Consider the following 20,635-nt stretch of genomic DNA (forward strand, 5'->3'; position numbering starts at 1 on the left):
GTTGAGAGGTCAGAGCGTCGTCGCGTGGCCGCCGTCGACCGGCAGGACCGCCCCGGTGACGAACGCCCCGGCGCGCGAAGCCAGGTAGAGCGCGGCGCCGGCCATGTCCGCGCCCTCGGCGAAGCGCTGGAGCGGGATGGGTTCCAGCAGCGATTCGGCGCCCTCGGCGTCGATCGTGTTCTGCAGCATCCGACTCGGAAACCGCCCGGGCGCGAGCACGTTCACCGTGATCGAGTCCGCGGCGAGCGTCGCGGCGAGGTGGCGACTGAGCTGATGGACGGCCGCCTTGGAGGCGGAGTACGCGTAGGTCTCGTGGTCGGGGACGTGGAAGGCATCGATCGAGCCGACGTTGATGACCCGGGCCGGGTCCTCCCGGGTGGCCGCCGTGCGAAGCAGCGGCAGCAGGGCTTGGGTCAGGAAGAACACGCCCTTGACGTTGAGGTCGAAAACCTTGTCCCAACCGCTCTCCGGGTAGCTGTCGAGCTTCTCCGCCCAGAGCGCTCCGGCGTTGTTGATCAGCACGTCGACCCGGGTCTCCCGCGCGCCCAACTCGTCCGCGAGCAACCGGCAGCCCTCGACGGTGCCGAGGTCGGCCGCGATGGCCGTGCAGCCCTCCGGCGTCGCGGCGAGCCGCCGGGAACTGATGTAGACGCGCGCCCCGGCCGCGACGAAGCTCTCGGCGATCGCATAGCCGATACCCCGGCTTCCGCCGGTCACGACGACGACCTTCCCCGCGACGTCGAACAGGTCGGTCATGACGCCACCCGCTCGAACACGGCCGTGAGCCCCTGGCCACCGCCGATGCACATGGTCTCCAGGGCGTACCGGCCGTCGCGCCGCTCCAGCTCGCGGAGCATCGTGGTCAGGATGCGCACGCCGGTGGCGCCGACCGGATGGCCGAGCGAGATCCCCGAGCCGTTGACGTTGAACCGGTCGAAGTCGCCCCCGCCGAACTGCCACTCGCGGGTGACGGCCAGGGCCTGCGCCGCGAACGCCTCGTTCAGCTCGATGAGGTCCATGTCGGCCAGCGTCAGCTTGGCCCGTTGCAGCGCGCGCTGGGTGGAGGGCACCGGTCCGATCCCCATCCGGTGTGGCTCGACCCCGGCCACACCCCAGGCGACCAGCCGGCCCAGCGGACGGAGGCCGAGTTCCTCGGCCTTCTCCCTGGTGGTGACGACGCACGCCGCGGCGCCGTCGTTCTGCCCGCTCGCGTTGCCTGCGGTGACCGTGGCCTCCGGATCCTTGCCCGAGCGCACCGGACGCAACCCCGCGAGGGCCTCGAGCGAGACGTCGGTCCGGGGATGTTCGTCGGTCTCGACGATCGTCTCGCCGCGCCGGGATCGCACCACGACCGGGACGATCTCGTCGGTGAAGCGGCCCTCGCGTTGCGCGGCGACCGCACGTTCGTGCGAGCGCAGAGCGAACTGGTCCTGCACCTCCCGCGGGATCGCGTACTCGCGGCGCAGGTTCTCGGCGGTCTCGATCATGCCGCCCTCGACCGGGTAGTTCTTGCCGCCCGACGTGATGCGTCCGCGAGCGATCCGGTCCCAGAGCTGGACGGAATCCCCGCGGAAGCCGAACCGTCCTCCGAGGGCGTAGTGCTCGGCCTGGCTCATACTCTCCGCGCCCCCGGCGATGAGCAGGTCGGCGACGCCGGTCTGCACCCGCATCGCCGCGTCGAGTACGGCCTGCAGGCCCGAGCCGCACCGGCGGTCGAGCTGCTGGCCGGGCACGGTGACGGGGAAGCCGGCGTCGAGCGCGGCGACCCGGCCGATGGCCGGCGCCTCACCGTTCGGGTAGCACTGGCCGAAGATCACGTCGTCCACGGCCGCGGGGTCGATGCCGGTCCGCTGGACGAGCGCGGTGAGCACCGTGGCCGCCAACTCTGCCGCCGGCACATCTTTGAAAGCTCCTCCGTACCGGCCGACCGGGGTGCGCACTGGTTCGCAGATGACCGCGTCCGGCATCAGTACGACCTCGGCAGGCCGAGAACCTTGGTGGAGATGAAGTTGAGCACCATCTCCTGGGAGACCGGTGCCACCTTCAGCAGCCGTGACTCCCGCCAGAACCGCTCCACGTGGTACTCCTTCGCGTACGAGTAGCCCCCGAGCGTCTGCATGGCCCGGTCACACGCCTGGAAGCCGGCCTCGCTGCCCAGGAACTTGGCCGCGTTCGCCTCCGGGCCGCACGGCAAGTGGCGGTCGTAGAGGTCGGCCGCGTGCATGGCGACGTGCTCCGCGGCGGTCAGCCGGATCCAGGAGTCGGCCAGCGGGTGCGCGACGGCCTGGTTCTTGCCGATCGGCCGGTCGAAGACGACGCGATCCTTGGCATACTGCGTCGCGATCTCCAGCGCCGCCCGCCCCAGCCCGACCTGGGCGGTCGCGACGACGATGCGCTCCGGATTCAGCCCGTCGAGCAGATACGAGAAACCCTTGCCGACCTCGCCCACGACGTCTTCATCGGGGACTTCGAGGTTGTCGATGAACAGCTCGTTCGAGTCGATGGCCGCACGGCCCAGCTTCTCGATCTCGCGCACCGCGATCCGGTCCCGGTTCAGATCGGTGAAGAACAGCGTCATGCCATCGAACGGCCGCTCCTCCGTCCGGGGTGACGTGCGGGCGAGCAGCAGGATCCGCTGGGCGTTCTGGGCGTTGGTGATCCACACCTTCTGCCCGTTGACCAGCCACCCGCCGCTCGTCCTCTCCGCGCGGGTCGTGATCCGCGAGGTGTCGACGCCGGCCGTCGGCTCGGTGACGCCGAACGCCATCAGCAGGTCACCGCTGGCGACCAGGGGCAGGTACTTGCGCTTCATCTCCTCCGAGCCGTGCCGGATGATCGGCCCCGGCGGAAAGATGTAGAAGTGGACCGCGGACGCGCCGCTGGTACCGGCACCCGAGGCGGCGATCTCGTGCAGCATCACCGCCGACTCGGACAGACCCAGCCCGAGCCCGCCGTACTCCTCCGGGATCATCGCGCCCAGCCAGCCACCCGCAGCGAACGCCTTCACGAACTCCCACGGGTACTCGGCCTTCTTGTCCTTCTCCCGCCAGTACTCGAGACCGAACTTGCGGGCCAGTTCGCCGGTGGCCGTCCGGATGAGATCGAGATCCCGTTCATCGTCGCTACTCATGCACCTGCTCCAGCTCCGTGGGGATGTCTTCGAGGGGCGTGGCGGGATCCAGCGAAGAGAGATCTCCCGGCGGCAGACCGAGATAGCGAGCGCGGATCGCGCGGCGCAGGATCTTGCCGTTCTTCGTCTTCGGGATGGCGCCGACCACGACGAGCGCCGGTGCGAACGACTTGCCGGTGTTGCGAATCGCGGCGTCGCGCACGTCGTCGTCAGGGTGGCCGCACAGCACGACGAAGGCCACGACGCGCTGTCCGCGGGCCGGGTCCGGCACGCCCACCACCGCCGCCTCGGCGATGCGCGGATCACGCAGTAGCGCGGTCTCGATCTCGGCCGGTCCGACGCGTCGGCCGGAGATCTTGATCGTGTCGTCGGAGCGGCCGTGCAGCCGCCACTCCCCCTCGTCGCTCACCGAAGCCAGGTCTCCGTGCACCCAGACGTCATCGAAGCGCGACCAGTACGTCTCCAGATAGCGCGGCTCGTCGCGCCAGAACGCGTGGGTCATGCCGGGCCACGTGTTGCGGACCGCGAGCTCCCCCACCTCGCCGACGACCGGCGCGCCGCTCTGGTCCAGCACGGTCACGTCCATGCCGGGCAACGGTCCGTTGAACGCCGTCGGCCGGATCGGGAGGAACGGGTAGGCGATCAGAATGCCGCCGCCGGTCTCGGTGCCGCCGCTGTAGTTGACGATCGGGCGCGTCCAGCCTCCGACGGTGGAGAACATCCAGTGCCAGCTCGGCTCGTCCCAGGACTCGCCGGTCGAGGCGAAGGAACGCACGGTGGGCAGCGTGCTGTCCGGTTCGCCGCCGGCCATCATGATCGCGCGCGCCGCGGTCGGCGCGATGCCCAGCAGCGTGACGGCATTGCGGTCGGCGACCTCCCAGAGTCGCCGCGGATGGGGATGGACCGGGACGCCCTCGACGAGCACGAGCGTGGCGCCGAGTTGCAGGCCACCCAGGATCAGCAACGGGCCGAGCATCCAGCCCATGTCCGCGATCCAGCCGATGACGTCGTCGTCGTGGACGTCGAAGCCGTAAGCGAAGTCGACCGCGGCTTTCACGCTGAAGCCGGCGTGCGAATGCACGATGCCCTTCGGACGCCCGGTCGTGCCCGAGGTGTAGATGATCGTCAGCGGGTCGTTGGACTCGGTCGAGGCGGTCTCCACCGGCGGCGCCTCGGGCAGCTCGTCCCAGTAGACGTCCCGTCCGGACTGCATCGGCACGTTGTGCCCGAGGTGACGCACGACCACCACGCGCACGCCGACCGGCACGGCTTCGTCGCAGGTGGTCTTCAGCTCGACCCGACGGCTCCGGCGCGTCGTGCCGTCCGCGGTGACGACGACCTTCGCCCCTGAGTCGGCGATCCTGGTCGCCAGCGCGTCCGTCCCGAAACCGCTGAACGCCGGCACCGACACCGCGCCGAGCATCGCGCAGGCAAGGAACGCGACGACAGCCTCCGGCACCACCGGCAGGAACAACACGACCCGGTCTGCGGGGCCGACCCCCATAGCGGCCAGCTGCGCGGCGAAGCGCCGGACCTGCTCGTCCAGCTGTCCGTAGGTCAGCGTGCGACGCTGACCCAAGTCGCCCTCGTAGACGACGGCGAGCTTGTCGCGGAGGGCCGAGACCGCGTGCCGGTGCGCGCACAGGTGGGCGGCGTTGATCCTGCCCCCGACGAACCAGCTCGGCAACGCATGCCCGCGACTGTCGTCGCGCACGGCAAAGAACGGTGTGGAGAACTCGACATCGAGGTCGTCGACCACCGCGCCCCAGAACCATTCCGGATCCTCGATCGCCCCCGCGTGGAACCGCGGGAGGTCGTCGCCGAATCCCCAGCGCCGCAGCGCGGCCAGCAGCCGGCTCCGTTCCCGGCGCTCGGCGTCCGGCACCCAACCAGCCCCTCCTTTGGTGTCGAACAGCGCTGTCATGGTGTGGCCGCCGCAGCGGCCGGGCGCTTGAGCATCAGCCCGGCGCGTTTGCAGTCGCAGACGAGCTCGTCGCGCTGGTTGAGGCCGTAGTGGCGGAAGAACACGATGCCCGAGTCGCTGCGGCTGCGGGATTCTCGCCGGTCCACGATCTCGGTGCGGACGTGGATCGTGTCGCCGTGGAACACCGGCTTGGGGAACTTCACGTCCTCGAAGCCCAGGTTCCCCAGCGTGGTGCCCTGCGTGGTGTCGGGCACGGTGATGCCGGTGATCAGCCCCAGGATGAAGAGGCTGTTGACCAGGCGCTGACCGTAGATGCTCTGCTTGGCGTACTCCTCGTCCAGGTGCAGCGGCGCGAGGTTGAGCGTCAGCGAGCAGAACAGCACGTTGTCGGTCTCGGTGACCGTGCGCCGAGTCGCGTGCTCGATGACCGTGCCGATCTCGAGCTCCTCGAAGTACAGGCCGGGCATGGTTTCCCCCGTCAGTCGCGGGTGTGCATAGAGGCGAGGACTTCGCGGGCCGTCTTCACGTGGGCGTAGTCGATGTGCATGTCCTCGTAACGGACAGCGGCCGCGCCGGACGCCTCGGCCTTCTCGAAGGCCTCGACCATGCCCCGGTAGAACGCGATCTCGGCGGCGGAGGGCTGGAACACCTCGTTGGCCATCGCGACGTGCGAGGGATGGATGAGCACCTGGCCGCGGAACCCGAGCTCGCGGTTCTGCTCCGCGAAGCGGCGCGCGCCGTCGGGGTCCCCGAGGTCCTGCCAGATACCGCTGAGCGGGAAGTCCAGCCCGTTCGCGCGGCAGGCGAGAACCGCGCGGCTCCGGAGGTAGAGAGTCTCCAGGCCGCCGGGGGTGAACGTGAAGCCGATGGACCGGGACACGTCGGCGTCCCGGGCGGTGCCGGCGAACAGCGTCGCCACCCGGGGTGACGCCGTGACAAGCTGCTCGCAGGTGGCGTAGGCCTGCGCGGTTTCGAGGTTGAGGATGAACTCGATCGTTCCGGCCGGTACGCCGTTACGGGCCTCGTAGTGCGTCACCAGCGCGTCGTACCGGATGACGTCGCCGGGACCCAACAACTTGGGCAGCGCGAAGCCGTCCAGGCCGGGGACGGCGACCGCTTCGATGTCGTCACCCGATAATCCGGTGTCCAGCGGATTCAGGCGGACGTAGACGCCGATCCCGGCGTCGGTCTCGCGAAGCCGGGTGATCGACCGGGCCACCTCTTGCCGGGCCTGGTCCTTGAGGTGAGCGGGGACCGCGTCCTCCAGGTCGAGGATGATCCCGTCGACGCCGGACCGGACGGCCTTGTCGACCCAGTCGGCCCGGTGACCGGGAACGAACAGCAGCGAGCGCATCGGCCACATCGAGGCCTCCTTCCAAGCCAACATAATATATTATGCTTGAGATGAGGCGTCCAGCCCTGGTACCTTCGGCGAGAGAATCGGCTGGTCACGGCTCCGGGGAGTTGAGCACCGATGCACACCCTGCCTTTAGCGGGAATTCGGATCCTCGAATTCGGCGGCTACATCGCAGTCCCCTACGCCGGCTCGATCCTCGGCTCGCTCGGGGCCGACGTCATCAAGATCGAGCGCCCGGACACCGGCGACGAGTTCCGCAGGCGGCAGGACGACCAGAGCCTCTACTTCCGCCAGTACAACGCGGGCAAGCGCAGCCTGGCCGTCGATCTCAAGGCGCCGGCCGGAGCCGACCTCGTCTGCCGGCTCTTACCCACGGTCGACATCGTCATCGAGAACTTCCGCCCCGGGAAGATGGACCGGCTGGGGTTAGGGCGCGAGCACTGCGTCGCCGTACGACCGGATCTCCTCTACATGTCGGTCACCGGCTTCGGTGAGAGCGGCCCGATGGCGTTACGCCCGGCCTACGACATGATCGGCCAGGCCTTCGGCGGCCTTCTCGCGACGCTGAGCGACCGCGACGCCGCCCAGCTCACCGGCACCTGCCTCGCCGACCTCGTCACCGGGCTGTCCTGCGCGACCGGCATCCTCGCCGGGCTGGTGGGTCGCGCCGCGTCCGGGAGCGCACCGCGGATCGACACGTCGATCACCGAGGCGATCAGCACGCTCACGATCGACGCGATGACGCAGCTGTTCGACAGCGGCTCCGCTCCGCACCGGCAGAGCCGCCATCCCCAAGCCCAGAACTTCTGCCTGAAGACGTCGACCGGCGACTTCGTCACGCTGCACCTGTCGTCGTCGCAGAAGTTCTGGGAATCGCTGATCGACACCGTGGGGCGGCCCGAGCTGCTCACCGACGAGCGGTTCGCCACGTACCCCGATCGGGTGCGCAACTACGCCGACCTGGCGAAGATCCTCGAGGGAGAATTCCTGCTCCGGCCGTTCGACGCATGGGAGACGGCCCTCATCGAGCGCGACGTGCCGTTCGCGCCGGTGCTCGACGTAGCCGACTACCGCGACCACCCGCAGGTGGAAGCACTGGGGGTGATCGCACCGGAGGTCGACGGCTTAGCCCTGGTCCGCGTTCCCTGGCGCTTCGACGGTGGGCGACCGGACCGCGCGCCGCGGACGCCCCGGGTCGGCGAGCACTCGCTCGACGTCGCCGCCGAGGTGTGCGACGACGCCGAACTCCGCGAGCTCACCGCCGCGGGGGTGCTGTTCTCGCCAGCAACGCGCTGACGTTCTCGACCTTCTCCAGGTTCAGGATGCCGTCGAGGAGGTCGTCGATCCGGCCCGCGGGCAGCACGCCGTCGGCGTTCGCCCGGAACTTCTCGACCAGCTCGTCGGTACTCAGGCGGATCGAGGGGTCGGCCGACGGGGTGCCCTTCGGGTGCGTGCGGCTCGCGCTGAAAGTGGTTCCCCGGGCGTCGACCTCGACTCTTGTCGGGCGGGCGGACGGATCGGCGCTCAGTGTGGCCACGTAGTCGGGGTGCGGCGCGAAGCTCACCTTTTCCATCAGCCCCACCACCGACGGGTTCCGCAGCGTCTCGGGCAGCTGCCAGGCCTTCCCCGGCGGGATCCGGTGCGCGCTGACGGCCAGGCCGTGCCGGATGCTGAACTGCGCCTGGTGCGGCCGGTCGACGGTGGTGCTGAGCCACACCGGCAGCTCGACCCACGCTTCGCCCCAGCAGCGGATCGCGTCGATCTCGTCCGGCCGGAGGTCGTTCGCCGTGACGATCTCGGTGAGCGCGTCGAACGGGCCGTGTGTGACCCGGCAGTGCGGGTACGGCTTGTAGCTGTGGTGGGCCGGGAACAGCCAGTCGACGCCGAGCCCTTCGGTGAGAGCCCCCGGTTCCCAGCGCTCGCTCCCGATGAAGCGACGGTAGCCGTACTCGGCGTCGTCGAGGATCGTCCGGTCGCCGGTGTGCCCGTCCTCGGCCGAGAACGCCGCCGTCATCCCGGCCTGCGCCACCGGCCCGGCCATCGAGTACTTGATCGTCGAGTTGGGGACGTTCATCATCCACGTCCGGTAGGAGTTCACCGGCGTGATCGCGCCGGCGATGCCGATCGCGTCGGCCAGCACCTCGCGGTCCTGGCCCAGGATCAGCCCGGCTGCCGCGGCCGCGCCGAAGACCGCGGAGGTGAACCCGAGCACCGTCGCCACCTGGATCTCGGTGCCGGTCACGGTGCGGGTGTAGTCCATGGCGCGGCTGAAGCGGTAGCTCATCTCGTGCGATACGGCGATCGCCTCGAGCACCCGGGCACCGCTCGCGCCCCGCTCCTCGGCCAGCGCCAGGGCGCCGGGAAGCACATACGGCGCGACGTGCCCGGGCGGCAACACCGCGTCGAAGTCGAGCGCGTTGATGCTCTCGGCGTTGGCGAACGCCGCGGCGAACGGGGTGGTGCGGTCCGCGACGCCGAAGATCGTGGCGTCACCTCGACCGCCCATCCGCCGGGCAACCTTGATACCGATCCTGCCCTTGTCGACGTCGATGCCTGCGAGGGCACAGCCCACCGAGTCGAGTAGCACTCGTTTGCTGTCCTCGACGACGTCCGGGGGTGGTGCTTCGAGACTGACGTCAGCGGCGAAATCAGCCAGCTGTTCGACCGTCGTTCGCGCCATGAGGGCACCTCCCAAGCACTAAGCTTAATATATTATGTTGGAAAGAGTCGACGGTGGCCGAGGTGCTCATGGTCTGGACTGGTCAATTCGACAAGCTCTTCCTCGGGGGCGAGTGGGTCGCCCCGAACGGCGACGACCGAATCGACGTGCGGTTCCCGGGCACCGAAGAGGTATTCGCCACCGTCCCGTCGGCGACACGCGGCGACGTCGACCGCGCGGTCGCCGCCGCCCGCGCGGCGTTCGACACCGGCCCGTGGCCCAAGCTATCGGTGGGTGAGCGGCTCGGCGTCCTCCACAGGTTCCGCGAGCTCTACACCGCGCATCTCGACACGATGGCGGAGCTCATCACCGAGGAGATGGGCTGTCCGAGCCGGACCGCTCGTGCCGTTCAGGCGCAGGCTCCACAGCTTCTTCTCGAGGGCTACCTCGAGGTGGCCGAGAGCTACCCGTTCCGTGACCTGCGCGTGGCGAGCACCGGCACCGCGCTGGTCACCCGCGAACCGGTCGGCGTCGTCGCCGCGATCGTGCCGTGGAACGTGCCGCAGAGCGTCATCATGCAGAAGCTCGCGCCGTCCTTGATCACCGGCTGCACGGTCGTTCTCAAGCCCGCACCCGAGACTCCCCTGGACTCCTATTTGCTGGCGGAGCTGCTCCAGCAGGCCGGCGTCCCGGACGGTGTGGTCAACGTCGTCCCCGCCGACCGGGAGGTCAGCGAGTATCTCGTCGCGCACCGCGGCGTCGACAAAGTGTCGTTCACCGGTTCCACCGCGGCCGGCCGGCGCATCGCCGCCGTCTGCGGCGGCGACCTCCGCCGGGTGACGCTCGAGCTCGGAGGGAAGTCCGCCGCGGTGTTCCTCGACGACGCCGACCTCGACACCGCAGTCGAATCGCTGCGGCTGCTCTCGTTCCGCAACAGCGGCCAGGTCTGCAGCCTCAAGACGCGGCTCGTCGTCTCCCGCCGCCGCGAACCGGAGCTCCTCGAACGGCTGGCCGCCCTGGTCGAGTCGATGCCGGTCGGCGACCCGCACGACCCCGAGACCCAGATCGGGCCGATGGTCAACGCCCGTCAGCGCGACATCGTCAACAACTACATCGCGGTCGGTCAGCAGCAGGGCGCCCGGGCCGTCGTCGGCGGGGGCACCGCGGACTTCGACCGGGGCTACTTCGTCCAGCCGACGGTCTTCACCGACGTCCGTCCCGAACACCGCATCGCCCAAGAGGAGATCTTCGGCCCGGTGCTGGCGGTCCTCCGCTACGACACCGAAGACGAGGCGATCGCGATCGCGAACGACTCGCCGTACGGGCTCAGCGGTGCGGTGTTCACCACCGATCTCGAGCACGGCCTGGCTGTCGCCGGCCGGATCCGCACCGGCACGGTCGAACTGAACGGCAGCCCGATCGGCACCCATGCGCCGGTCGGCGGCTTCAAGAGCAGCGGCATCGGACGCGAACAGGGCTACGAAGGGTTCGACTCCTACACCGAGACCCGCTCGATCGGGCTGCCGCCCACCTTCGCCGACACCACTCTGGAGACTCGATGACGCAGGATCACCCGCGCAGCTACGCCGAGAACGTGCCCAAGCTGGCCGAACTCGGCCGGGACGTGCTCTTCGGCGACGTCTGGGAGCGGCCTGAGCTGAGCAAGCGCGACCGCAGCCTGATCACGGTCGCTGCCTTGGTCGCCCTGTGCCGGCCCCAGCAGATGCCGTTCCACCTGGGGCGGGCGCTCGACAACGGCGTGACCCCGACCGAGCTCGCGGAGCTGATCACCCACCTGGCGTTCTACGCCGGTTGGCCGAGCGCGGTCACCGCGGCCGACGTGCTGGGCGAGGTCTTCACAGAGCGCGGGATCTGATCTCCGCGAGCGCCTCGACCTGTGCGGGGTCCAGGGCGTAGCAGTAGAGCACCAGCTCGTCGGCGCCGAAGTCGCGATAAGCGGCGACGGTGTCGATGAGTTCGGCCGGGTCGCTCACCGGATCGCCCATCCCCGGGCGGCCGGTGAACGCGTAGTAGTCCGCCACGGCTCGCCGCGCCGCGTCGACCGTCTCCGGTGGGCCGATCGCGACGTTGAGCTGGCACACCAGCCGGGGCTGCCCATCCCGCCCTGCGGCGGCCCACTCCTCGTGCACCGCCGCCACCAGCCTGGCAGCCGACGCGAGCGGCACCGAGCAGACGTACCCGTCGGCGTGCTGCGCCACCCGGCGCAGCGCCGGCCGCGCGAAGCCGCCGAGGAGGATCGACGGGCCGCCGGCCGTACGGGGCCGAGGCCCGACGGTGGTGCCCCGCCATGCCTCCCGCAACGCGCGGAGTTGCTCGTCGAACCGGATTCCCCGCTGCCTGATCGGTGTACCGGCTGCCTCGTGGTCGTCTTCACGGCTCCCGAGGCCGAGGCCGAGGACGAAGCGACCCCCGGACATCCGATCGAGCGTGGCGACCTGCTTGGCGAGCAGCGCGGTCTGCCGGAGAGGACCGAGCAGCACCTGGGTCTGCAACCGGATGGCCGTGGTGGCCCCCGCGAGGACCGCCAGCGCAGTCAACGGCTCGGGGTTGTCGAACGCGAGACGATCCAGCAAGGCCAGGCTGGCGAAGCGATGAGTTTCCGCCGCCCGCGCCCAGTCGAGCAGCCGCGCCGGGTCACCGAGGGGCAGGCCGAGTCCGATGTCCATGGGTCAGCACACCCAGCGGGCAGGACGTTTCTCCCGGAAAGACGCGATGCCTTCCTGCGCCTCCTCGGACGCGAACAACCGGGCCGACAGCCGCTGCATGTCCTCGCCGTCGGCATCGAGACGTCGCAGGACGGGGCGGGTGATCAGTGACTTGGTGGCGGCCAAGGCCTGCGGCGAGGCGTGGCGCAGCGAGTCCGCGATCGCGGTGATCTCGCGCTCCAGATCGTCCGTCGCGGCCGTGATGAGACCGCTCGTCGCGGCGACGGAGGCGTCGAAGAGATCGCCGGTGAGGAGGTAGCGGGCAGCGTCTCGTTCGCTCATCCGGGTGAGCGTGGTCATCGAGATGAGTGCGGCGGCGACACCCAGCCGTACCTCGGTGAAGGCGAACGTGGCCTTCGAACTCACGATCACGATGTCGCACGCCCCGACGATGCCGATCCCGCCCGCTCGGACGTGGCCGTCGATCCGCGCGACCACCGGTTTCGGTATCTCGACGAGTTGGCGTAGCAGCGCGAGCAGACGCTCGCTCCCTGCCTGCGGCCCGCCCTCCGACGCCTGCTCCTTCAGGTCGGCGCCGGCGCAGAACGTCGACCCGGCGTGGGTCAGGACGAGAGCACGGACCTCCGGGTCGGCGCGGGCTCGCTTTAGGTGTGTGCTGAGCTCGTGGACCACCTGGGCCGAGAGTGCGTTGCGGTTGGCCGGCGAGTTGAGCGTGATCGTCGCGATCGCACGGTCGAATCGGTAGTCGACCAGGCTCACTGCCGGCCGCCGAACGACGGGATGCCGACGGTGTTGCCGCCGTCGACCGGCAGCACCGCTCCGACGACGAAGCTGGCGTCCTCCGAGAGCAGGAAGGCGATGGCCGCGGCGATCTCGTGCGGTTCTCCCTCGCGGCCGATCGGGTGCGACGCCCGGATCGCCTCGACGTTCGCCGGGTCTTCGAACATCGGCGCCGTCATCGGCGTGCGGATCATGCCGGGCGCCACCGCGTTGACCCGGATCCCGCGCGGAGCGACCTCGAGGGCCATCGTCTGGGTCACCCCGACCACCCCGAACTTCGAGGCGACGTAGGCGAGCCGGTTGGGTACCGCGCGAATGCCGGCCGCCGAGGCCACGTTGACGATCGCACCTTGGCGGACGGTGCGCACGAACGCCTGGCACGTGTTGAGCGTCCCGGCGAGGTTGACCGACAGCACCCGTTCCAGCTCGGCCGGCTCCAGATCGAAGATGCTGCTGACACCGCGGATCCCGGCGCTGTTCACCAGCCCGTACAGGTTGCCCAGCCGCTCGGCGGCCGCGATCAGCTCGGTCGCCTGGGACCGGTCAGCCACGTCGGTGGGGACGGCGTGCACCTGGTCGAGGTCGCCGACCGCCGCCTTCAAGCCCTCGGCACTCAGATCCGCGGCCACAACCGTGGCACCTTCATCGTGCAGCCGTCGCACGGTGGCGGCACCGATGCCGCTGGCCGCGCCGGTGACGATGATCGTCTTGTCTCCGAACCGTTCCACGTCAGCTCCTCCGTTCGGCGGCCAGCATCGTCGAGACGAGCGTGCAGGGGCGGTCGGAGCGATTGCTCCACGCGTGCCGGGTGCCGCGTTGCACGATGCAGTCCCCGGTCCGCAGCAGCGTCTCGCCCTCGTCCATCACCATCCAGATCTCCCCGTCGAGGACCGTGACGACGTCGACGGTGTCGGTGCGGTGCATCCCGGGCACGGCCCGGGCGGGAGCCCCGTCGCCCGGGCCGTCGTCGCCCTGCTCCCCGTAGATCGCCGTCGCCGCGGCCTCGTACTCGGCCGTGGCGGCGGCGTCGACGTCCTTGTCCGGCGGGAAGATCGCGACCCGGACGCACACTCCGCCACCGACCGGCGGACGCAACGACTCGTCGCCGTCGTCGTGCGAGTCGTCATCCACCTGCGCGGGTAGCGACTTCGTCTGCCACAGGTCCATGATCACGGTCCCGGTGGGACGGCGAACCCACGTGGGAGTCGGGGTGTCGCTCACGATCACCGATCGGTTCTGCTCGTCGGTGCCGGTGACGATGAGGCGTGCCAGCTGAGGCGGATCTTCGGGTGGCATGGCGGCCTTTCGAAAAGGAACTCAGGCGTTACGGAGGCTTTCTAGCTGGATGGCGCGGGCTTTTCGCTCCCGCGCGCGGGTGCTGAACGTCGCGATCGCGACGCTGATGATCAGGGCCGCGCCGTTGAACATCTGGGTGACGCTGGCGGCGGCGCCCAGGAGCGTGAAGCCGTTGACGGCCACCGCGACGAGGAACAGGCCGAACATGGTTCCCCACACGTTGTAGTGCCCGGGGTTGATCGCGGTGCTTCCGAGGAACACCGCGGCGAGCGCCGGGAACAGGTACGAGATGGCGCTGGTGGAGTCGCCGCCGCCGTTGGACGACGTGAGCAACGCGCCGGCTATGCCCGCTAGCAGGCCCGAGAGCAAATAGGTGATCCCCACCGCACGCCGGGTACGGATGCCCGCCAGCTTCGCCGCGTTCTCGTTACTGCCGATGGCGGCCAGTTTGCGCCCGAACGGCGTCTGCGTGATGAAGTACCAGACGACCAGTGCCACGGCGAGCAGCAGCCAGAACGGCGCGGGGATACCGATGAACTTGTTGGTGATCCAGAGTGAGAAGTCCAGCGGAATGCCGTTGGCGATGGTCTCCCCCTCGGTATACAGGGCGAGCGCACCGGACCAGAAGATGTAGGTGCCCAGCGTCGCGATGAACGCGTCGAGGTTCAGCACCGCGATGAGGAAGGTGTTGACCGCGCCGGCGAGCACGCCCACGACCACCCCGATCACGAGGCTGAGCGCCACCGATTGGCCGTGCTCGGAGATCAGGCTGGCCACGGTCACGTTCGACACCCCGGCGATCGCCGCGACCGACAGGTCGAAGTATCCGGCGATCAGCGGGATCACCATCGCCAGCGCGATCAGTCCGGTGACCGACTGGTTGGCCAGCACGTTCTGCAGGTTGACGAGCGTCCGGAAGTGCTCGCCGATGCCGGGCGTCACGAGGAACACGGCGATGAGCAGCACCAGGAAGATCGGTAGACCCGCGCGCTCGAGGTATCCCAACCGGGACTTGTGCGCGACCGCGGGGGGAGGTTGCTGTTCGGTCTGGACGACGGTGTCGGTCATGATGGCTTCCCGCTCTGCGTGTGGACCAGTTCGTTGAGGCGGTGGGCGGTGAGCTCCTCGCCGGATACCTGGGCGATCAATCGCCCGTTGCGCAGCACGATCGCGCGGTCGACGAACTGCGCGAGCTCCTCTAGGTCGGAGGTGACCACCACGGCGGCGCCTCCGGCGACGGTCATGGTGCGGATGGCGCCGTAGATATCGGCTCTGGCGCCGACGTCCACACCTTGGCTGGGCTCGTCCAGCAGCAGCACCGACGCGTCCCGGCGCAGCCAGCGCGCGAGGATCGTCTTCTGCTGGTTCCCGCCGGAGAGCGTGCGCATCTCGACCGAACCCGACGGCGCCTTGATCCCGAAGCGGGCCCGGAGCGCGTCGCCGTCCTGGCGCATCTGCGCCCGGCGGAACCGCAGTCCGCGCCAGTACCGGTTGAGCACGCCGATATCCATGTTGTCGTCCACGGTCATGTCCAGGAACGCGGCACCGCGGGCGCGGTCCTCAGGGATCATGACCACCCCGGCCTCGATCGTCGGGCCCATACCGCCGCGGAGTGGCCGGCCCGCGAGCGTCACCTCACCGGCGCTTCGCTCGAGGCCGCCGTAGATCGCGGTCAGCAGCTCGGTCCGTCCGGACCCGAGTAGCCCGGCCACTCCGAGGATCTCGCCGGCGCGAACCTCGAAACTCACGTCGATGACCGGGCCGGCGCTCAGCCCGGACACGGCCAGGATCGGTTCCCCGGCCGTGACCGTGGCTCGCTGTCCCCGGATCTCGTCCGCACGTCGGCCCAGGATCGACTCGATAAGCACCGCTTCGGTCAGCTCCGAGGTGCGGTGCTCGGCAAACACTTGCCCATCGCGCATCACGGTGACCCGGTCGGCCGCCGCCATGACCTCGTCCAGGCGGTGGCTGATGAAGACGATCGCGTGTCCCATCTCCGCGAGCCGGCGAGCAGTGGAGAGCAACAACCCCACTTCCGCCGCCGGAAGCGCGGCGGTCGGCTCGTCCAGCGCGACGATGCATCGATCGTCCTTGACGTCCTGCAACGCGGTCGCGATCGCAACCTGCGTCCGGACCGAGACCGGCAGATCACGCACCAGCGTGCCCGGGTCGACGTCGATCCGGAACCGCTCGATCAACTCTGACGCTCGGCGGCGGACCTCTCCCCACGCGATCCGCGTCGACTTGGCGGTGGGGTAGTGGCCGCCCAGAGCGATGTTCTCCGCGACGCTCAGATCCGGGTACAGCGGCGGATCCTGATGCACGACCCGGAAACCCAGCTCGTACGCGGCCCTCGCCGTCAACTCGGCGGCCGGGAGCTGACGCCCGTTGAACGTCAGCTCCCCCGCGTCCGCGGGCACGACCCCTGAGAGGATCTTGATCAGCGTCGACTTGCCGCACCCGTTCCCGCCGACCAGCGCGTGCACTTCCCCGAACCGGACCGTCAGGTCCACGTCCTTGAGCGCCTGCGTTCCGGGGAACACCTTCCGCAATGCCTGCACGGACAAGGCGGTAGCGGACTCGGTCTCGGTTCGGACAGCGCTCATCGTCAGCCCACTCCCCAGGCCTTCTTGTACAGGCTCCGGAAGTCCACCTTGCTGGTGAACGGCTTGCCCGGCTCACTCGGCAGGTTGTGGTCCTTGTCGATCGATACATAGCCGATGCCCTGCGGAACCGACGGCTGCTTGTTGAAGTGCCGGTTGAGCTGATCGATCGCCGCCCACGAGAACCACGCGGAGTCGGAGGCGACGCCCTCGGCGTAGATCTGTCCGGCACGGACCAGGTCCAGCCCCGGCGCGGTACCGATCCCGGAAATCACCTTCGCATCGCTCCCGGACTGCAGCACGGCCTTCGCGCCACCGGCGTCGACGGCGTTGGTATCGAACGGCCAGGCCACGTAGTCCGCGTCCGGATGCTTCGTCAACGCGTTACGCAGCGCGTTGACCCACGGCCCGTTCGGCGCCAGGTCTGTGGTCGTCCACGGCACCTCGGCGACGACCTCACAGTCGGCGCACTCACCGATCGCCTTATCGAAGCCGTCTTTCAGGAACTTGAACTGGGGATCTCCCTGGCCGAACGCCGTGATGATCTTGGCCTTGCCGCCCGAGTCAGCCGTGATGAACTCACCGAGATGCGCACCCCAGCCGGTCCAGAACGCCTTGTTGTCCGGAATTTCCTCGCTGTAGATCATCGGCACCGTGAACAACGACGGGCCGACGCCCGCGTCGTTGCAGTCCACCGTCCGGACCCCGATCACCGGGATGCCCAGCTGCTTGGCCTGTTGCAGCTCCGGCTGGACGGTCGAGCAGGAGAACGAACTCTCGACGATGGCGTCCGGACGCGCGGCCAGCGCGGTTCGCATCGCGGTGGCGTAGCCGTTCGCCTCGTTCAAGTTGCCGTCGATGACGTGCAGGTTCCAGCCCATCGCCTTGGCGGCTTCCTGGCCGGCGGCCGCATACCCCTTGCACGCTTGCGTTCGCTGCCCGCAGGAGATCCACCAGACCTCCTTGCCCTTCGCCGGCGGCGGAGACGTCGCCGGCGGAACGCCCTCGGTTCCCTTGAAGAGCTCGTTCACCGCCTCGGTGTCCGCGCTCGAGCTGGTACTCGCCGAGTCGCTCGCGCCACCGCTACAGGCGCTGAGCAGAAGTGCTGCCAGCACTAAGCCGAGTGCCACCGCGCCCGTCCATGGCCGTCTGAAACGCATCGAAACCCTCCGTTGGGTGAGGCGGATCGCAAACATAATATATGATGCATGAGGTTGAAACGGATCAGCGAGTTCGAAAAGCCCTGCTGAGCGCGTCAATCGGCCGGATCGGCCAACCAGTCCCGCAGAACGGTCTCCGTATCGGCGCCGAGCTCCGGAGCCGGCACGAGCGGCATCTTCTCCATCAACGAGGAGTGCAGCGGGTTCCCGGCCATCCGAACCGAACCCCACACGGGGTCGTCGACGGTGGTCACCATGCCGCGCTTGCGGAGATTTTCGAGCTCGATGACCTCGTTGATGTCGAGTACGGGTGAGGCCGGGACGTCGTAGGCCCGAAGCTGCTGGAGGACCTCGTCAGTGCTCTTCCGACCCAGCCAGTTCGTGATGTGCGCGTCCAGCACCTCCCGGTTCTGGTGGCGCAGGCGACCGCTACCGAACTCCGGGAGGTTCGCGATGTCGGGACGGCCCATGGCGTCGGTGAACCGCCGCCAGACCGGCTCCCCGAGCACCGCGATGACGATGTGGCCGTTGGCCGTCGGGTAGGAGCCGAACGGCGCCGATAGACCGTGCATGCCACGGGCGGCAACCTCGTTCAGGGCGCCGTACATGATCAGCGCCAGCTCGTTGAACGCGACGACACCGTCGAGCATCGAGATGTCGATGCAGGCACCCTCGCCGGTGCGTTCCCGGTGATAAAGGGCTTGGTAGATCGACGACTGGAGGTTCGCGGACGCGAAGATGTCGGCGAGCGGGAAGCCGGCGTACACCGGGGTGTCCTGCGCGCCCTCCGGGCGGAAGAGCAGTCCGCCCATGGCCTGCGCGACGACGTCGAAGGCGGGCCAGAACGGCAGGTCGCCCTCGTTGAACTCCGGCAGGCCGAAGCCGGAGATCGCGCCGTAGATGATCTTCGGATTGATCCGGCGGACGTCGTCGTAGGTCAGCCCGAGCGCCTTCAACGCGGTGGGCCGCAGGTTCTCGACCAGGACGTCGGCCTTCGCCAGGAGCGCTTGGAACTGCTCGCGCCCCGCCGGATCCTTCAGGTCGAGTTCGATGCTGCGCTTGTTGCGGTTGGCGCGGATGAACGAGAGACTGCGCCGCTCACCGTCGCGCTCGCGAATCGGCTGCACACTGCGCGACGTGTCCCCCGCGCCCGGGATCTCGACCTTCACGACGTCGGCACCGGCGTCCGCTAACCACATCGTGGCGATCGGCGCCGAGATGAAGTTCTCGATCGTCAGCACGCGGACCCCGGCCAGCGGCCCCATCAGGACCGCCACTGCGGTGCGTCACCGGTCGGCCAGTGTGCGCTCAAGCCGAGCGCCTCCGGGCCGCCCTCGTTGCGTCCGAACACCGCCGGACGCTTCTCGGCGAAGGCCGAGAAGCCCTCCAGGGCATCCGGGGTTCGGTAGCCCTCCTCGGTGATCCGCTCTTCCCACTCGAGCGCTTCGTCCCAAGTCAGGTCGATGCTGTCGTACGCGATCCGCTTGGTCGCCGCGACCCCCTCGGGGCTGAACTGAGCGATCACCGCTGCGAGTTCCAACGCTGCGGCGACGGCCTGTCCGGCCGGCACGACCCGCTGCACGAGTCCGATGCGGTAGGCCTTGTCCGCATGCATGTACTCGGAGGTCAACAAACTCTCCAACGCGTTGCCGAGGCCGACGATCCGCACTAACCGGGTGGTGCACCCGGCTCCGTTGACCAGTCCGCGCTTCAGGCCCGAGGCACCGATCCGAACGGTGTCCGATGCCACCCGCAGGTCGCACGCGACGGCCAGCGCGAAGCCGCCGCCGACGCAGTAGCCCTCGATCGCGGCGATGAACGGGGTGGAGATCCGCCACGGCTTGGGCAGCACCGTTCTGCGGCCGGTGCCTTCGGCGCCGACCACGGTCTCCACGTAGTCCGGGACGTAACCGCCGGCGCTGAACGACTCCCCTCCTGCGCCGCTGATGACCGCCGCCCGGATGTGCCGGTTGACGTCGATCTCGTCGTAGATCGCCTCGAGCTGCTTCGCCATGGTCGAGGTGACCGCGTTCCGCTTCTCGGGGTTGTTGATGATGATGTGCCCGACGTGGTCGGCCACCTGGAAGTCGACGCTCGCCATCGCCCCTCCGCCTGTGTCGCGGGCGCTCCGCCTCCCCTCGCCGCGCTGGCTCATCCGATAGCTCGGAGAGCGCGACGGGAAGTCACGGAGTTGAGTGGGTCACACGATCTATCATAATGATTAGGGTCGTCAAGAGAACCGAGCGAAGTCGCCGAAACGTGTTCGTGACGAAGGTCAGGAGATCAACCAGGACACCGCGCGGTCGATGAGCGTGGGGTTCTCCCGGGCGAAGGTGTCGGCACTCTGCTCCATGTGGAGCTCCATGAGCAGCGCCGCCTTCGCCGAGTCGCGCCGCTCGATCGCATCGGTGATCCGCTCGTGCACCCGTACCGTCTCGCGCATGACGTCCAGGTCACGCCCGCGCCGCTGGTAGATGTCGAAGATGCCGTGCAGTGAGGAGGTCATCAGCGACAACGCCTTGTTGTTGTTGCCGGCCATGTCGGCAACGATCGAGTGGAACGCGTGGGCATGGACCATCAGATCGTCGACGTTCCGGGCCTCGCCGTGGGCCTGCAAATTGGCGCGGAGAGCGGAGACCTGATCAGCGCTTCCGTTCACCGCGGCCAGCTCGGCCATCCGGGGTTCAAGCACGATCCGGGCCTCCAGTAGCTGCCGGAACGTGACACCGGTGGCCTGGAAGTGCAGCGTGGCCATGCGCGCGAAGTCCTCGTGGTCCATCTCGGCCAACACCGGACCACCGCCTGGCCCGGACTTGATCGTGATCAGGCCGTGCACTTCCAGGATTCGCAGAGCCTCCCGCAGTGTGCCCCGGCTGACTCCGTGAGCCTGGGCCATCACGGCCTCGGCGGGTAGGCGCTGGCCGGGGGCCATGCCCGCTTTCTCGATGTCTTGAAGGATCGCTTGGGCGACTTGCTCGGCCAGCTTGACCGGCCGGCGATTCTTGGCCCGCTGCGGACCGCCCATCCGTTCCCGCCTCC

Annotated in this window: 20 protein-coding genes; 3 read left to right on the forward strand and 17 right to left on the reverse strand. The window is 69.0% G+C overall.

The window, feature by feature from the left end; all coding sequences use genetic code 11:
• Positions 1–9 precede the first annotated feature (9 nt).
• From BUB75_RS22090 to BUB75_RS22115, 6 genes are read right to left on the reverse strand one after another with little or no spacing between them, the layout of a single operon-like run.
• A complete protein-coding gene (locus BUB75_RS22090; protein WP_073259662.1) occupies positions 10–756 on the reverse strand; it encodes an SDR family oxidoreductase in 747 nt (248 codons plus the stop codon).
• The gene (locus BUB75_RS22095) at positions 753–1,967 is read right to left on the reverse strand and encodes an acetyl-CoA C-acetyltransferase (RefSeq protein WP_073259663.1); all 1,215 of its coding nucleotides are present in this window, start codon (positions 1,965–1,967) and stop codon (positions 753–755) included. The genes BUB75_RS22090 and BUB75_RS22095 overlap by 4 nt, the downstream gene beginning before the upstream one ends.
• On the reverse strand, positions 1,967–3,130 hold the full coding sequence (locus BUB75_RS22100) for an acyl-CoA dehydrogenase family protein (RefSeq protein WP_073259664.1): 1,164 nt from the start codon (positions 3,128–3,130) through the stop codon (positions 1,967–1,969). Before BUB75_RS22100 ends, BUB75_RS22095 begins: the two co-directional genes overlap by 1 nt.
• Positions 3,123–5,054: an AMP-binding protein gene (locus tag BUB75_RS22105; protein ID WP_073259665.1), complete on the reverse strand. Its 1,932-nt coding sequence runs from the start codon at positions 5,052–5,054 to the stop codon at positions 3,123–3,125. The genes BUB75_RS22100 and BUB75_RS22105 overlap by 8 nt, the downstream gene beginning before the upstream one ends.
• On the reverse strand, positions 5,051–5,521 hold the full coding sequence (locus BUB75_RS22110; protein WP_073259666.1) for a MaoC family dehydratase: 471 nt from the start codon (positions 5,519–5,521) through the stop codon (positions 5,051–5,053). The genes BUB75_RS22105 and BUB75_RS22110 overlap by 4 nt, the downstream gene beginning before the upstream one ends.
• An 11-nt stretch (positions 5,522–5,532) precedes the next feature.
• A complete protein-coding gene (locus BUB75_RS22115) occupies positions 5,533–6,417 on the reverse strand; it encodes an HpcH/HpaI aldolase/citrate lyase family protein (RefSeq protein WP_073259667.1) in 885 nt (294 codons plus the stop codon).
• Between the two features lie 111 nt (positions 6,418–6,528).
• Between BUB75_RS22115 and BUB75_RS22120 the strand changes: the two genes are divergently transcribed.
• Complete coding sequence (locus BUB75_RS22120; RefSeq protein ID WP_073259668.1) at positions 6,529–7,707, forward strand: CaiB/BaiF CoA transferase family protein; 1,179 nt, start codon at positions 6,529–6,531, stop codon at positions 7,705–7,707.
• Here the strand turns inward: BUB75_RS22120 and BUB75_RS22125 are convergent.
• Positions 7,667–9,091: an MmgE/PrpD family protein gene (locus BUB75_RS22125; protein ID WP_073259669.1), complete on the reverse strand. Its 1,425-nt coding sequence runs from the start codon at positions 9,089–9,091 to the stop codon at positions 7,667–7,669. The genes BUB75_RS22120 and BUB75_RS22125 overlap by 41 nt on opposite strands.
• A gap of 53 nt (positions 9,092–9,144) precedes the next feature.
• Here BUB75_RS22125 and BUB75_RS22130 point away from each other — a divergent pair, with 53 nt between their 5' ends.
• Together BUB75_RS22130 and BUB75_RS22135 are read left to right on the forward strand one after the other, a co-directional pair.
• Positions 9,145–10,632 carry an aldehyde dehydrogenase gene (locus BUB75_RS22130; RefSeq protein ID WP_218617701.1) on the forward strand — a complete coding sequence of 496 codons (1,488 nt, stop codon included), beginning with the start codon at positions 9,145–9,147 and terminating at the stop codon, positions 10,630–10,632.
• Positions 10,629–10,946 carry a carboxymuconolactone decarboxylase family protein gene (locus BUB75_RS22135; RefSeq protein WP_073259670.1) on the forward strand — a complete coding sequence of 106 codons (318 nt, stop codon included), beginning with the start codon at positions 10,629–10,631 and terminating at the stop codon, positions 10,944–10,946. The genes BUB75_RS22130 and BUB75_RS22135 overlap by 4 nt, the downstream gene beginning before the upstream one ends.
• Here BUB75_RS22135 and BUB75_RS22140 read toward each other — a convergent pair.
• From BUB75_RS22140 to BUB75_RS22185, 10 genes are all read right to left on the reverse strand, one after another.
• Positions 10,927–11,757 (reverse strand): LLM class flavin-dependent oxidoreductase, encoded by an 831-nt coding sequence (locus BUB75_RS22140; protein WP_073259671.1) that lies wholly within the window; start codon positions 11,755–11,757, stop codon positions 10,927–10,929. The two genes, BUB75_RS22135 and BUB75_RS22140, sit on opposite strands and share 20 nt — an antisense overlap.
• A 3-nt stretch (positions 11,758–11,760) precedes the next feature.
• Positions 11,761–12,516 carry an enoyl-CoA hydratase family protein gene (locus tag BUB75_RS22145; protein WP_073259672.1) on the reverse strand — a complete coding sequence of 252 codons (756 nt, stop codon included), beginning with the start codon at positions 12,514–12,516 and terminating at the stop codon, positions 11,761–11,763.
• The gene (locus tag BUB75_RS22150; RefSeq protein ID WP_073259673.1) at positions 12,513–13,265 is read right to left on the reverse strand and encodes an SDR family NAD(P)-dependent oxidoreductase; all 753 of its coding nucleotides are present in this window, start codon (positions 13,263–13,265) and stop codon (positions 12,513–12,515) included. Before BUB75_RS22150 ends, BUB75_RS22145 begins: the two co-directional genes overlap by 4 nt.
• Before the next feature lies 1 nt (position 13,266).
• Positions 13,267–13,833, reverse strand: a complete 567-nt coding sequence (locus tag BUB75_RS22155) for a cupin domain-containing protein (protein WP_073259674.1) — start codon at positions 13,831–13,833, stop codon at positions 13,267–13,269.
• A 21-nt stretch (positions 13,834–13,854) separates the two neighbouring features.
• On the reverse strand, positions 13,855–14,901 hold the full coding sequence (locus tag BUB75_RS22160; RefSeq protein WP_073259675.1) for an ABC transporter permease: 1,047 nt from the start codon (positions 14,899–14,901) through the stop codon (positions 13,855–13,857).
• Complete coding sequence (locus BUB75_RS22165; RefSeq protein WP_073259676.1) at positions 14,898–16,439, reverse strand: sugar ABC transporter ATP-binding protein; 1,542 nt, start codon at positions 16,437–16,439, stop codon at positions 14,898–14,900. Before BUB75_RS22165 ends, BUB75_RS22160 begins: the two co-directional genes overlap by 4 nt.
• Before the next feature lie 2 nt (positions 16,440–16,441).
• Positions 16,442–17,566, reverse strand: coding sequence for a sugar ABC transporter substrate-binding protein (locus BUB75_RS22170; RefSeq protein WP_178379951.1), 1,125 nt, complete (start codon positions 17,564–17,566; stop codon positions 16,442–16,444).
• A 125-nt stretch (positions 17,567–17,691) separates the two neighbouring features.
• Positions 17,692–18,873 carry a CaiB/BaiF CoA transferase family protein gene (locus BUB75_RS22175; RefSeq protein ID WP_084741578.1) on the reverse strand — a complete coding sequence of 394 codons (1,182 nt, stop codon included), beginning with the start codon at positions 18,871–18,873 and terminating at the stop codon, positions 17,692–17,694.
• Positions 18,861–19,697, reverse strand: a complete 837-nt coding sequence (locus BUB75_RS22180) for an enoyl-CoA hydratase/isomerase family protein (protein WP_073259678.1) — start codon at positions 19,695–19,697, stop codon at positions 18,861–18,863. The genes BUB75_RS22175 and BUB75_RS22180 overlap by 13 nt, the downstream gene beginning before the upstream one ends.
• Before the next feature lie 174 nt (positions 19,698–19,871).
• Positions 19,872–20,621, reverse strand: coding sequence for a FadR/GntR family transcriptional regulator (locus BUB75_RS22185; RefSeq protein WP_073259679.1), 750 nt, complete (start codon positions 20,619–20,621; stop codon positions 19,872–19,874).
• Positions 20,622–20,635: the final 14 nt, after the last annotated feature.

The sequence above is a fragment of the Cryptosporangium aurantiacum genome (assembly GCF_900143005.1).
Lineage (GTDB): Bacteria > Actinomycetota > Actinomycetes > Mycobacteriales > Cryptosporangiaceae > Cryptosporangium > Cryptosporangium aurantiacum.